The sequence below is a fragment of the Streptomyces sp. genome (assembly GCF_036566765.1).
Taxonomy (GTDB): domain Bacteria; phylum Actinomycetota; class Actinomycetes; order Streptomycetales; family Streptomycetaceae; genus Streptomyces.
In genome coordinates, this window is the sequence record NZ_DATCVQ010000415.1 from 1 (window position 1) to 12,895 (window position 12,895).

12 protein-coding genes are annotated in these 12,895 nt (G+C 71.7%); 9 read left to right on the forward strand and 3 right to left on the reverse strand.

Going from position 1 to position 12,895, the window contains the following annotated elements; translation table 11 throughout:
* Positions 1-75: 75 nt before the first annotated feature.
* Both VIU94_RS24420 and VIU94_RS24425 read left to right on the forward strand, forming a co-directional pair.
* Positions 76-288: a DUF4287 domain-containing protein gene (locus VIU94_RS24420; RefSeq protein WP_331914110.1), complete on the forward strand. Its 213-nt coding sequence runs from the start codon at positions 76-78 to the stop codon at positions 286-288.
* A 94-nt stretch (positions 289-382) separates the two neighbouring features.
* A complete protein-coding gene (locus tag VIU94_RS24425; protein WP_331914112.1) occupies positions 383-964 on the forward strand; it encodes a hypothetical protein in 582 nt (193 codons plus the stop codon).
* Between the two features lie 206 nt (positions 965-1,170).
* Here the strand turns inward: VIU94_RS24425 and VIU94_RS24430 are convergent, their stop codons facing one another.
* Positions 1,171-2,856, reverse strand: a complete 1,686-nt coding sequence (locus tag VIU94_RS24430) for an RICIN domain-containing protein (RefSeq protein ID WP_331914114.1) — start codon at positions 2,854-2,856, stop codon at positions 1,171-1,173.
* Positions 2,857-3,272: 416 nt separating this feature from the next.
* On the opposite strand from VIU94_RS24430, the gene VIU94_RS44775 reads away from it, so the two are divergent.
* Positions 3,273-3,752: a hypothetical protein gene (locus VIU94_RS44775; RefSeq protein WP_414721001.1), complete on the forward strand. Its 480-nt coding sequence runs from the start codon at positions 3,273-3,275 to the stop codon at positions 3,750-3,752.
* Here VIU94_RS44775 and VIU94_RS24435 read toward each other — a convergent pair.
* Positions 3,736-6,132, reverse strand: coding sequence for a YfhO family protein (locus tag VIU94_RS24435; RefSeq protein ID WP_331914116.1), 2,397 nt, complete (start codon positions 6,130-6,132; stop codon positions 3,736-3,738). The genes VIU94_RS44775 and VIU94_RS24435 overlap by 17 nt on opposite strands.
* Positions 6,133-6,256: 124 nt before the next feature.
* Between VIU94_RS24435 and VIU94_RS24440 the strand changes: the two genes are divergently transcribed.
* Genes VIU94_RS24440 through VIU94_RS24455 form a run of 4 tightly spaced genes read left to right on the forward strand, consistent with a single transcriptional unit; the run spans position 6,257 to position 9,404 of the window.
* Complete coding sequence (locus VIU94_RS24440; RefSeq protein ID WP_331914118.1) at positions 6,257-7,231, forward strand: glycosyltransferase family 2 protein; 975 nt, start codon at positions 6,257-6,259, stop codon at positions 7,229-7,231.
* Positions 7,228-7,644: a GtrA family protein gene (locus tag VIU94_RS24445; RefSeq protein WP_331914120.1), complete on the forward strand. Its 417-nt coding sequence runs from the start codon at positions 7,228-7,230 to the stop codon at positions 7,642-7,644. Before VIU94_RS24440 ends, VIU94_RS24445 begins: the two co-directional genes overlap by 4 nt.
* A 58-nt stretch (positions 7,645-7,702) precedes the next feature.
* Positions 7,703-8,377: a SurA N-terminal domain-containing protein gene (locus VIU94_RS24450; protein ID WP_414721002.1), complete on the forward strand. Its 675-nt coding sequence runs from the start codon at positions 7,703-7,705 to the stop codon at positions 8,375-8,377.
* Positions 8,378-8,423: 46 nt separating this feature from the next.
* On the forward strand, positions 8,424-9,404 hold the full coding sequence (locus tag VIU94_RS24455) for a nucleoside triphosphate pyrophosphohydrolase (RefSeq protein ID WP_331914123.1): 981 nt from the start codon (positions 8,424-8,426) through the stop codon (positions 9,402-9,404).
* A 29-nt stretch (positions 9,405-9,433) separates the two neighbouring features.
* On the opposite strand, the gene VIU94_RS24460 is transcribed toward VIU94_RS24455, so the two are convergent.
* Complete coding sequence (locus VIU94_RS24460; RefSeq protein WP_331914125.1) at positions 9,434-10,642, reverse strand: globin domain-containing protein; 1,209 nt, start codon at positions 10,640-10,642, stop codon at positions 9,434-9,436.
* Positions 10,643-10,724: 82 nt separating this feature from the next.
* Between VIU94_RS24460 and VIU94_RS24465 the strand changes: the two genes are divergently transcribed.
* Together VIU94_RS24465 and VIU94_RS24470 are read left to right on the forward strand one after the other, a co-directional pair.
* Positions 10,725-11,966: a cytochrome P450 family protein gene (locus VIU94_RS24465; RefSeq protein WP_331914127.1), complete on the forward strand. Its 1,242-nt coding sequence runs from the start codon at positions 10,725-10,727 to the stop codon at positions 11,964-11,966.
* A 113-nt stretch (positions 11,967-12,079) separates the two neighbouring features.
* On the forward strand, positions 12,080-12,895 hold an 816-nt coding region (locus tag VIU94_RS24470), incomplete at its 3' end, for a transglycosylase family protein (protein WP_331914129.1).

Below are 12,895 nucleotides of genomic sequence, written 5' to 3' on the forward strand. Positions count from 1 at the left end.
CGGCGTCCAGGTGTGCACCTTCCGCCGCACGGCGGACAAGTAGACGACGGCGAAGACCCGAGAGGACTCAGGAACATGACGCAGGATCAGCCGGTGAAGGGCCCCGCGAGCTACTTCCCCTCCATCGAGAAGAAGTACGGCCGCCCGATCGCGGAGTGGACGGAGCTCATCCGCTCCTCGCCGCTGACGAAGCACATGGAGCTCGTGGCGTGGCTGAAGGCGGAGCACGGAATGGGCCACGGTCACGCCAACGCGCTCGTCGTCCACACCAAGGCGGAGACCTCGTAGATCGAGAGTTCTCTCACTTTGAGACGACTTGACCGGCACCCCTCGAAGGTATTTAGGTACGCCTTACCTAAGCTTTGAGGGAGAGATCCAGCCAGTGGACGCCGTTTCCGACAGACGCGCAGTCGTCGTCATACCCGAGCGCGCCCGAGGCGCCGAGCGGCCCACGCCCGTGTGGGTCCTCGCCGTCCTCGGCGTCCTGGGTTCGACCGTGCTGCTCGGCGCCTGTTGGGTCTCCGGTCATATGCACGCTGACGCAACGCTGCGGACCGTCGCCCGCTTCTTCCACATCGCGGCGCTCGCCGTCGGCCTCGGCGCGGTCCTGGCCGTGGACTGGCTCGCCGTCCTGTGGCTGACCGGGCGACGCGGCCTGTCCGACGTCCTGAACACCGCCCGCGCACTCCAGGCGCCGATCTGGGTCGGCCTCGCCGGCCTGCTGGTCACCGGCCTGTTCCTCCGCCCGAACATGGAGTCGCCCCTGACGGTGACCAAGGTCGGCCTGGTCCTCGCGATCACCCTGAACGGCCTCTACGCCCACTGGCTCGGCCAGCGCCTGGCGCCGTACCGCGGCGGCGCAGTGCCCCGCCGCCTGCTCATGCAGTCCGCCGCGGCCGCGACCGTCAGCCAGACCGGCTGGTGGGGCGCGACCCTGATCGGCTTCCTCAACAGCCAGCCGTAGCCGATCGGCGGCGAGGCCGTCACGAGCCGTCCGTAGGCTCCGCTTGCAGCGGGTCGTTGTCCGTGAGCTGCGTCCGGCCAACGGGTGAACCTCTGGTGGCGCTGGGGCGGTGCGGGGCGCGAGGCCCCGTGCGTGCGCGGGGCCCGGCGCGGCGGCGTGTCCGACGTCGCCGCGGGGGCCCGCGCTCAGGTGGACCGGCGATCAGGTCAGAGGGCCTTCACGAGCCAGTCCTGGACATCGGGGTTAGGGCTTCCCTGCGTCCAGAGCGTCAGCCAGACGCCGTTGCCCAGGGAGTTGCCCTTGGGCGTGATCGCCTTGCCCCAGGCGTTGGCGGTGCCGCCCGCGTTGGTGGCGAACTTCTGCACGTCGCTCGCGGGGTTGCAGGTCCAGAGGGTCAGCAGTGTTCCGTCGGTGCCGGCGGCGTTGCCCTGCGGCGTGATGCACTTGCCGCTCGCCTTGTGGACGATGAGCCCGTTGTCGAACTTCCAGCGCTGAACGTCCGACCCCGTGCAGGACCACACGGTGATCGGCGTGCCGTTGGCGGTTCCGTTGCCCTGCGGAGTCGCGCAGACGAAGCCCGGCTCATGGCGGTTGGACAGCCACGTGTAGCCGCCGGAGTCCGCCTGCCCGGCGTACGCGTCGATGGAGAACACGGTGCGCTTGCCGACCCCGTTGGAGTCGAGCGCTTCGTTGAGACCCCAGAGCCGGTTGACCCGCCGGTCCCAGGAGAGTCCCTGGGTCAGGTACGGCGCCTGCGAGATGACGTATGGCGCCTCGCCGGGCTTGGCCTTGTGGATACAGCCGTACGAGTCGTTGTACCCGGGTTTCCCATCCGTGGGAGTCACCCAGTCGCCGGGCCAGCCGGCCGGGCAGGCCCCGGCCATGTAGTAGTTGGTGCCGTCGGTGGCCGTGCCCTGGATGCCCCACACCGGGGAGGTGTAGCCGGTGGTCTCCGAGGAGACCTGCGTGGGTGTGCCGGCGCCCAGGTCGGTCAGCGGCCAGCGGACGATCCGCGCGCCCGCTCCGCCCCGGTTCTCCGTGGACACCAGGGTCGGCGTGGAACCGGAGCGGTCGACGCTCAGGGTGCTCAGGCACAGGACGCCGTTGCTCGGACCGCAGGTCCGGGCGTTGCCGCCGGCCGGGAAGGCGGTGGAGGGGGTGTCCACCGCGGCGCTGCCGTACGTGCTGTAGCGCGCGACGAGCGGCAGGGCCCAGCGGTGCTTGCGGGCGGAGCTCTTGCCTGCGACGAGGCCGGTGCCGCTGTTCGCGGTGTCGGTCATGCGCCACATCCGCTTCAGGTCGTACACCTGGAGCTCGACGCCGTTGGCGACGAACAGCCGGTCCTCGTGCCAGGCGACGCCGTCCGCGTGCGACAGGTACGTGAGGGGCTTGAAGTTCCCGTTGACCGGCTCGACGAGCGCTATGTGTCCGTACGAGACCCGGTCCCCGGTCGACTCGGCGATCGAGACCCGGGTGTACTCCTCGTTGGGCAGGCCGTTGGCGTACTTGCCGTAGTACCAGGACGCGGCGTAGAGCGACCGTCCCTCGTAGGAGCCGTCGGCGGTCGCGGCGTGCGCCCCGGCGAAGCCCTGCGGCATCCAGCCGCCGGCGGGGTCGTTGTACCCGGAGAAGTCGTCCTCGGTGTCCCAGCAGAACCCGTCGCGCTTGAGCGCGCCGTTCAGTTCGGTGTCGCCGTGGCAGAGGCCGGGGACGCCGGTGCGCTCGCCGAGCACCTCGGTGACGGGCGCCCTCGCGACTCCGGTGGCCTCGACCGAGCTGATGAGAGCGGACTTGTCACCGTCGATGCGGGTCAGCTTGAAGTTCGCGGCGAAGGGGTCTAAGCCCGAGGCGGCCTGGGCGGGCTGCACAGGCAGCAGAACGGAGGCGGCCACGGCCCCTCCGAGCATGAGTCGAGTGAGGCGGCCATTGCGCCCGAACGTATGTTTCATCGCGTCAGCTTACGGACCCCGGTGGGTCTTTCTCGATGCCGATGACGACGAACCCTGGCGCGTCGCTTTGAGTGAAGCGCCAAGAAGACCGAGAAGAAAGAAGGGGGCGCTGCCGGAAGGGGCGGGGATCGGCCGTTTCAACCGAACGCGCCGATTAACGCCCTGCGGTCGCCTCCCGAGTCACACGAGGTAACTCCCGCCTCGTCCCTGCGCTTAGCGGCACCGTTAGCGTCGTCGTCGTGGTCGCGGCGGTGCGGAGTGGGGTCGGCCCGCCCGGACCGGCCACCGGGCAGTGATCAGCCGGGCATGAGGCGAACCCCGTGGCGGCGGTTGGCCGCCGAGACGGCATTGGGCAACCCATGCAACTGTCGCGCAATCCGTCCACGGGCGCGCCGGTCGCCCACGGCGACCGGCGCACGTGCGGCCTGCTCGCGTGGACCCCGGCCCCCGGACCGCCCTCCGAGAGTGTTTTCGCGGCTTCCGGTGGTGGGTCAAGGGTGGAGCGAAGCGGAATCGCGAAGCGACGCGACGTAGGAGCGCCCTTGACGCGCCGCCGGAAGGTGCGACTCTCGGAAAGAGGGCGGTCCCACCCGCGTCCCACGCACCCGGCCCACCCCAAGCGCCTGTCCCTACGGGCGACCGGCCGGAACGCTCACCTTTCTTGCTGTCGCGGACGGGGACGAGGGGAGCACCCTCACCGAACCGCCGACGACACCCTCAACGGCGGCAACGGACCCGACACCCTCGACGGCGGGCCCGGAACAGAAACGCTCAACGGCGGCAACGGCACCGACACCTGCACCGCCGAGCCTGGCGAGACCGTCACGAGCTGTCCGTAGATTCCGTAGGTTCCAGAGGTTCGACAGCCGAGGAGCGGGTGCGCCGGCAGGCGAGGACGGCCCCGGCCGTCAGCAGCACCAGCGCGCCCGCTCCCACGCCCAGCCCCGCCCGCAGGCCGGGCGGGCGGAACGTGCAGTTCACCGAGGTCTGCCCGGCAGCCGGCCGGACCGCGAGCAGGCCGCCGTACGAGCCCGCCGGACGGCCCTCGCACCGCCAGCCCGCGATCCGAGGGGCCGCCACCACGACCGTTCCCCGTGCGCCGGGCCGCAGTTCCGCGCGTACGCCGCTGTCCGTGACGTGGATCGCGACAGGGGCCGTCGCCCGCAGCGCCGTCACCGCCGCCCGCAGCCGCGCCCGGTCCAGGCAGCCCACGCCGGCCGACGGGCCCTTGCCCTCCAGGACCGGTCGCACGCCTGCCGTCTTCTGGACGCCCAGGGACGTCAGGGCCGCGCGGCGTTTCGGGCCTCCGCCCTTCAGGTCCACCAGCCGTCCCGCAGCGCCCAGCCGTCCCGCAGCGCCCAACCGGGCCGTGCCCGTGAAGTCCGGGGCCCACAAGAAGACCTCCGTGCCCACCCCGCACACCCCGTCCGCCGGGACGTCGTACACCCGCGCCCCGAGCAGCTGCTCCTGGTTGCGGAAGGGGGAGTCTCCGTACCGGACCGGGCCCGCGCCCTCCGGCCGTACCGTCACCAGCGGCAGGACCTCGCCGGCCCCCGCCCGGACCATCCTTCCGTCCCGCCACCGCGCGCCCACCCCGAACAGTGCGTCCGTGACCGGGTTGTCCAGGCTCTGCAGGTTGCGGCCGCGCGAGGTCCAGCCCGCGCCGAGCGCCGCCCAAGTCCGGGTCAGGACCTCCGGCGTGTGGCTGCTGTAGTAGCCCGCGCCCTGGCCGCCGATCAGCAGCGGGTCGTTGCCCGTGAGCTGGGTCCGGCCCGGGTCGGTGCGGTACGCGGGCCAGCCGTCGGCCGCCGCGACCGCCGCCTCCCGCGCCCCGTGCGCCGCGCCCCAGGACGGGTAGTCGTCGAGCCGGCCCCGCTTCTCCCGGTCCGCGTACGCCGTGGTCACCGCGGCCTGCCCGACCAGCGCCCCCGCCGCAAGCACCGCCGCCACCACCGCGTACCGCCCGCGCCGCCGGGCCAGTACAAGGCCCGCAGCCGACGCCGCAAGACCCGCCGCGAACAGCGGGTACGTCCACACCGTCACCAGCTCGCTGCCCGCCGCGCCGACCGCGAGCACGGTCACGGCCGCCGCGCCGGCAAGGAGCGCCCGCCGGTCCGGCCAGCCGCACGCGAGCCCGGCCCAGGCCGTCATGACGAGCACCCCGGCCAGCACGAACGTCTGCCGGTACGGGCTGCCGTTGGGTGTGGCGAACACATGCCACACCAGATGCGTCGGCTGCCACTGCAGCGACAGCGCCACCCCGGCCGCGAGCCCCGTCCACAGCAGCCGCTCGCGGCGCGGCACGTCCCGGCGGAAGGCGAGGGCGAAGGCGAGCAGCAGCGCCCCGCTGCCGAGGAACGCGGCCGGGGTGGAGAAGCTGTACGTCGCCGGGAGCGTCCGGGCGAGCGAGTCCGACAGGCCCGCCGCGACGAACTCCCGCGTCACGCCCGGGTACGCGTGCCGGGAGCCGAGGAAGACGGGCGCCAGGACCGGCGCGGCGAGCCCGACGCCCAGCAGGACCGTGCCCGCCGCCCGCGCCACCGTCCCCGGCCGCAGCTCCCGCGCCACGGCCAGCCGTACGAGGAGCACCAGCGCCGCGCCCAGCGTCGCCATGTACGCGGTGTAGAAGTTGGCGATCCAGACCAGCGCCACCACCGCCGGCCCGAGGACCGGCCGCCGGCCGCCCCGTACCCACTCGCCGACCAGGCAGAGCAGCGGAAAGGCGATCAGCCCGTCCAGCCACATCGGGTTGTAGTCGGCCTCGATGATCGACCAGCCGCACAGCCCGTACGAGGCCCCGAGCACTGCCGCGCCCCACCGGGGACCGGAGCGCATGGTGAGCAGCACGCCGGTCATGACGGCCGCGGCCGTCGCCGACTTCAGGACGGTGATCACGTACACCGCGAGGTCGACGTCGTCGCGCGGGAAGAGCCCGACGAGCAGCGCGAACGGGCTGGTCAGATAGGTCCCGAGGTCGGGCAGGAAGCTTGTGCCGAAGCCGGACTGCCAGTTGAGCAGCAGGCCGCCGTCGGCCCGGCCGTGCAGCAGGTCCCACAAATGCGCGTGGTATGGGACGAACTGGTTGCCCAGATCGTTGACCGCGCGGGTGCGCGGTCCGAAGGGGAAGGTGCGGCCGGCCGCGTCCCCGAGGCACAGGGCGAGCGCGGTGAGCAGCCCGGCGAGGGCGGCGGAGCGGGCGGTGGGAGACGGTTTGCGCATGACGGTTCGAATATGCCAGCGATGATCGCGAAATGGTCCGGGAAATGGGCCAGTTCATGCAATGGTCGCCTTCCCGCCATGTGTCGAATCCGCCCGCGACACGCCCATGCACTGTCGTTTCACCGTGCTGATCTCGATTGTGGTCCCGTGCTTCAACGAAGAGGAGATCATCGGTCGATTCCACGACCATGTGACGGCGGAACTCTCCCGTCTTGACGGAGAATTCGAGCTGGTCTACGTGGACGACGGAAGTCGCGACCGGACGCTCCCGATCCTCGAGGAGACAGCGGAACGCGACCCGCGCGCCCGCTACGTCTCCTTCAGCCGCAACTTCGGCAAGGAGGCCGCCATGCTGGCCGGCCTCCAGCACGCGGAGGGCGACGCGGTCGTCATCATGGACGCCGATCTCCAGCACCCACCGGAGCTCGTGCACCGCATGCTGGCCCTGCACGCCGAGGGATACGACCAGGTCATCGCCCGTCGCACGCGCAAGGGCGACCGGGTCACCCGGACCCTGACCGCCCGCGCCTACTACTGGCTGATCAACCGGCTCGTGGACGTGGAGCTGGTCGACGGCGTCGGCGACTTCCGGCTGCTGTCCCGTCGCACGGTCGACGCGATCCTCGAACTCACCGAGTACAACCGCTTCTCCAAGGGCCTTTTCGCCTGGGTCGGATTCCGTTCCACCACCTTCGAGTACGAGAATGCGCTGCGTGAGCAGGGCCGCTCGAAATGGAGCTTCGGAAAGCTGCTCAACTACGGCCTGGACGGGCTGCTCTCGTTCAACAACAAGCCGTTGCGGGCCGCGGTCTATCTCGGTCTGATCTTGGTTTCGGTGGCATTGGCGTACGCGGCCTGGATCGTCGGTGTCGCCTTGGTGAACGGGGTGGACACCCCCGGTTATGTGACGCTGCTCGTCACCGTCACCGCGCTCGCCGGCGTGCAGATGGTGATGCTGGGACTGGTCGGCGAGTACGTCGGCCGGATCTACTACGAGGTGAAGCGTCGCCCGCACTTCCTGGTGAAGGCTGCCAACATCGGGGTCCCGGCCCCGCGGAGGCGCGCGGACCTGGGCACGGAGGAGCTCGTACGCCGATGACGGTGACCTGGCAGGTCGTGCGGTTCGCGCTGGTCGGGGCGGTGAACACGGGGACGTACTACGGGCTGTACCTGCTGTTCGGGCTGCGGCTGCCCTACCTCGCCGCCCATGTGCTGGCCTTCCTGCTGTCCATGGTCGGCTCGTTCTTCCTGACCTCGTACTTCACCTACCGCACCCGGCCGACCTGGCGGAAGTTCCTGCTCTTCCCGCTCACCAACGCGGCGAACTTCGTGATCACCACGGTGGGTGTGTACGTGCTGGTGGACCTGGTGGGGCTGTCCGCCCGGTACGCGCCGCTCATGGCCGCCGCGGCGGCCATCCCCGTGACGTTTCTGCTCTCCCGGACGATCATGCTGGGACCCGACACCACCCGAACGCGCGAGTCGTTGGTCGAAACAGTCGCAACGAAGTAGTGGCCCAGGCCACGGCGACTGCCTAACATCGATCACCGCAAGGTCGAAATTCGTATCGATGACGAACGACCCACGCCGGGAGGCTCCTTTGCACCGCCGCACTGCGCTCTCCGTCTCCGCCGCGCTCCTCGCCGCGGCCCCGCTGCTCACCGCCTGCGGCAGTGACGCGCACCCAGGGGCGGCGGCCGTCGTCGGCGGCCAGCGGATCGAGGTCTCCAGCCTCCAGGCACAGGTACGCGACGTGCGCACCGCCCAGCAGGCCTCGCCGCAGGCCGCGCAGTTGCTGCAGGCGACCGGCGACCTCAGCCGGGAGAAGCTCAACGGCATGATCTTCGACCGGATCGTGGACCGGGTCGCGAAGGACCACGGTGTGACCGCGACCCGCGCCGAGATCCAGCGGACGCGGGCGCAGGCGGCCGCGCAGTCCGGCGGCGAGGAGCAGCTCGCGACGATGCTGCTCCAGCAGCAGGGCATCGCGCCGGACCAGATCGACGCCGCGGTCCGCCGCCAGATCCTGATGAACAAGGTCGCCGAGAAGATCGGTGCGACGAACACCCCCGAGGGCCAGAAGAAGCTGACCGAGGTCTTCACCGCGGCCTCGAAGCAGCTGGCCATCGACGTGAACCCGCGCTACGGGGCCTGGGACAACGACAAGATCCAGCTCGGCACGTACAGCGCGCCCTGGATCAAGCAGCTCACGCAGGACGCCCCGGCGATCGGCTCGGGGGCCTGAGCCGACCGGCGGCGGGGGCGTGGCGGGCGCGAGGTAGGTTCGAGGGGTGAACGCTGACAGCCCCGGCCGCATCGTCCTGCTCACCGCCAGCCACCGCGTGGCCCCCGGACTGCTGTCCTGGCCCGCGTGGCAGACGCTGCACGCCGCCGACCAGGTGCTGTGCGCCGACGAGAACCACCCGCAGCTGCCGTACCTGCGCGAGGCCGGCGTCGCCGTCGAGCACCTCCGCCCGACCGCGCAGGACCTCGTCGAGGCCTGCGCCGGCGGCCGGACCGTCGTCGTACTGCCCTCCGGCGAGGGCGACCAGGCGCTGACCGACGGGCTGGCCCGGCTTGCCGGCTCCGGCCGGGTCTCGATGCCCGACCTGGAGCTGCTGCCCGGCTCCTACGACCTGCCCGGCGCGCGCCTGCTCGACCTGGTCCAGGTGATGGACCGGATCCGCCGCGAGTGCCCGTGGTCCTCGCGGCAGACCCACAAGGGGCTGACGAAGTACGGCATCGAGGAGGCGTACGAGCTCGTCGAGGCGATCGAGGACGGCGACCGGGACGAGCTGCGCGAGGAGCTCGGCGACGTGCTGCTCCAGGTCGTCTTCCACGCCCGGATCGCGGAGGAGTACGAGGACGCGGACGAGGCGTTCTCGATCGACGACGTCGCAGGGACGATCGTGGAGAAGCTGATCCACCGCCACCCGCACGTCTTCGGCGACGCGCACGCGGAGACGCCGGAGGAGGTCAAGGCGCACTGGCTGCGCACGAAGGCGATCGAGAAGCAGCGCGAGTCGGTGACGGACGGCGTCCCGCTGGGCCAGCCGGGCCTGGCCCTGGCCGCGAAGCTGGCGAGCCGGGTGCGGACGGGGGGCCTTGAGGTCCCCTTGCCGGCCGGCGAGGGGGTGGGCTACGAGCTCCTCGCCCTGGCGGTACGCGCGGAGGCGGCAGGCGTCGACCCGGAAGCGGCCCTCCGCGCAGCGGGCAGGGCGTACCGTGACGCGATCCGCGCAGCGGAGGCCCCACCGGCCGAGCGCCCCTAAACCCGCACCGCCCACGTGGCGTTGCGCTGTCAGGCCCGTTCGCCCCGTGGGGCTCGCGCCTCCGGGTCGTGCCACGGGACGTCCCGGGGGCTCAGGAGCCGTTCCGCCGGGCTCAGGGGGCGGGCCTGGCCCAGCGCCGGGAGGCGGTCGTGGAAGATGCGGGTCGCGCCCAGCGCCTCCAGCGCCTGCGCCGTCTCCGCCAGGAAGCCCGGGGGGCCGGCCACGTACACGTCATGCTGCCCCCAGTCGCGGTGCCTCGGCAGCGCCTGCAGCAGGCGCTCCGTCGCCTGGGCGCGCGGATGTCGCGGCGCGGCGGCGATGCAGGTGACGCGCAGGCCGGGTATTCGGACGCCCAACCGGTCCAGGTCCGGTCGGCCGTACAGGTACTCCCGCGCGCGGGCCACCAGGAAGAGCCGGGCCTCCGTCTCCCCGGGCCCGCACAGCGCCAGCTCCTCAAGCAGCGCCTTCACCGGCGCCCAGCCCGTCCCCGCGGCGATATACGTCCGCGGCGCGCCCGCCTCCGTGCGGTGCACCGTCGCGCCGCCGGGCGCGCTCAGCCGTAACGTCTCGCCCGCGCGGACCTCGTCGACGAGCGCCGTGCTCATCCGCCCGCCGCGGATCCGGCTGACATGCAGGTCGACCGTGCCGTCCGGCCGGGGCGCGTTGGCCAGGGAGTACGTGCGCCAGATCCGCGGCGCCCGCGGCGAGCTGACGCCGGCGTACTGCCCAGGGGCGTACGTGAAGGGCCGCCGGGGGCGCAGCGTGAGGACGGCCAGGTCGTCGCCGTGCCGGACGTGCCGGACCACGTCCGCGTCCCACCACGCGGGCTCACCGGCCTGCTCCGCCTCCTGCGCGCCGCGCATCATCAGGTCGGCGACCAGCGTGTACGCCTCGGTCCACGACTTCTCCGCGTCCGGCGTCCACGCGGGACCCGCGGTCCGGGCGAGGGCCGCGAGGAGGCTCGCGCCGACGGCGGAGTACAGCGCGGGCGTGGCGAGGAACTTGCGGTGGTCGCGGCCGAGTCGGCCGAGGTACGCGGGGAGGCCGGGGTCGTCGAGGTGGGCGACGACATGGGTCAGCGCGGCGAAGAGCCGGTCGCGCTGCGGGCGGAGGTCCTCGGGGAAGAGCGCGCGCATGCCGGGGTGGTGTCGGAAGAGATGGGAGTAGAAGAAGGTGACGGCCTGCTCGGCCCGTCTCTCCACGATCGCGAACGTGCTCATGAGCAGCTGAGGATCCACGGAGCGAATCTAGGACATCCGCGTTCACCGGATGTGCACGACCTTCACATCGCATCCGCATCGCGCCTTGTAACGTCGGAGGGTGAGTCAGACCCCCGCCCCCGAACTCTTCACCTGGGAGTTCGCCACCGATCCGTACCCCGCCTACGCCTGGCTGCGCGAGCACGCGCCGGTGCACCGGGCCACGCTGCCCAGCGGGGTGGAGGCCTGGCTGGTGACGCGGTACGCGGATGCCCGGCAGGCGCTCGCCGACCAGCGGCTGTCGAAGAACCCGGCGCACCACGACGAGCCCGCGCACGCCAAGGGCAAGACCGGCATTCCGGGCGAGCGCAAGGCCGAGCTGATGACGCATCTGCTCAACATCGACCCGCCGGACCACACCCGGCTGCGGCGGCTGGTGTCGAAGGCGTTCACCCCGCGCCGGGTCGCCGAATTCGCCCCGCGGGTGCAGGAGTTGACCGATCAGCTCATCGACCGGTTCGCGGAGCGGGGGAGCGCCGACCTCATCCATGAGTTCGCCTTCCCGCTGCCCATCTACGCGATCTGCGACCTGCTCGGCGTCCCGCGCGAGGACCAGGACGACTTCCGGGACTGGGCCGGGATGATGATCCGGCACGGCGGCGGGCCGCGCGGCGGCGTGGCACGGTCGGTGAAGAAGATGCGCGGCTATCTCGCCGAGCTGATCCACCGCAAGCGCCTCGCCCCGGGCGACGACCTGATCTCGGGGCTCATCAAGGCCTCCGACCACGGCGAGCATCTGACGGAGAACGAGGCCGCGGCGATGGCCTTCATCCTGCTCTTCGCCGGCTTCGAGACGACCGTCAATCTCATCGGCAACGGCGTGTACGCGCTGCTGCGCAACCCTGAGCAGCGCGAGCGCCTCCAAACCTCGCTCGCGGCTGGCGAGACGGGCCTGCTCGAGACCGGAGTCGAAGAGCTGCTGCGGTACGACGGGCCGGTGGAGCTGGCCACCTGGCGGTTCGCCACCGAGCCGCTCACCCTCGGCGGGCAGGAGATCCGGGCCGGCGACCCGGTCCTGGTGGTGCTCGCGGCCGCCGACCGGGACCCGGATCGGTTCGCCGAGCCGGACACTCTCGATCTGTCGAGGCGCGACAATCAGCACCTCGGCTACGGGCACGGCATCCACTACTGTCTGGGCGCGCCGCTAGCCCGGCTGGAGGGCCAGACGGCGCTCTCGACACTGCTGACTCGCTTGCCAGATCTGCGACTTGGGGTCGATCCGGCCGATCTGCGCTGGCGCGGCGGGCTCATCATGCGTGGATTGCGCACCCTTCCGGTGGAGTTCACACCCCGGACAAACTGACGAGGCGTCAAGACTGTGATCTTCGCGTGATCGGGCCTGCATCGACTTGTGACTCACGTTCGAATGCCGCTACGTTCACCGACACCTCAGCAGTCACGGGAAAGGCACTCCGCATGCGCTCCGGGAACGGACGACACCGTCGACCCCGCCAGGCCCCCGCCCTCGTCGTCGCGGCAGGGGTGACGGGATCCGCCCTCGCCCTGCCGTTGCTCGGTGCGGGCTCCGCCTCGGCCGCCGACGCGACCACCTGGGAGCGGGTCGCCGAGTGCGAGTCCGGCGGGCTGTGGAGCGCCGACTTCGGCAACGGGCTGTACGGCGGGCTGCAGTTCACCCAGGAGACCTGGGACGCCTTCGGCGGCTCCGCGTACGCCGCGCGCCCGGACCTCGCCAGCCGCGCCCAGCAGATCTCCGTCGCCGAGAAGGCGCTCGCCGCGCAGGGTGCGAAGACCTGGGCCACCTGCGCCGGGATCGTCGGCCTGAAGGACGACGGCACCCTGAAGCCGCCCGCGAACCCGACCGGCGCCCCGTCGGCGACCCCCGACGCATCCGCAAACGAGGACGCCCAGGGCGAGGACTCCACGCGGTCCGACAAGCCCGACAAGTCCGTTCTGCCGGAGAAGTCCGCCAAGCCGGACGCGACCGGGTCCCCGGCCCCGTCGACGACGCCCACCGCCCCCGGCGCGAGCGTCACGCCGAGCGACGAGGCTCGGGGTGGCGGCAAGCACCGCGGCGAGGCCGCCACCGAGGATCCGCTCAATCCGGACGCAACGCCCGAATCGGGACGTCATGCCGCGCCGGGTGACGAGGCGACACGTGACGCGGAGCGCCCCGGCATCGACGAAACCACCGGTAACGAGACGGATGCCGCCAAGGGTGCGAAGGGTGGAAACCCGGACAGCTCGGACGAGTACACCGTCCGCCCGGGCGAC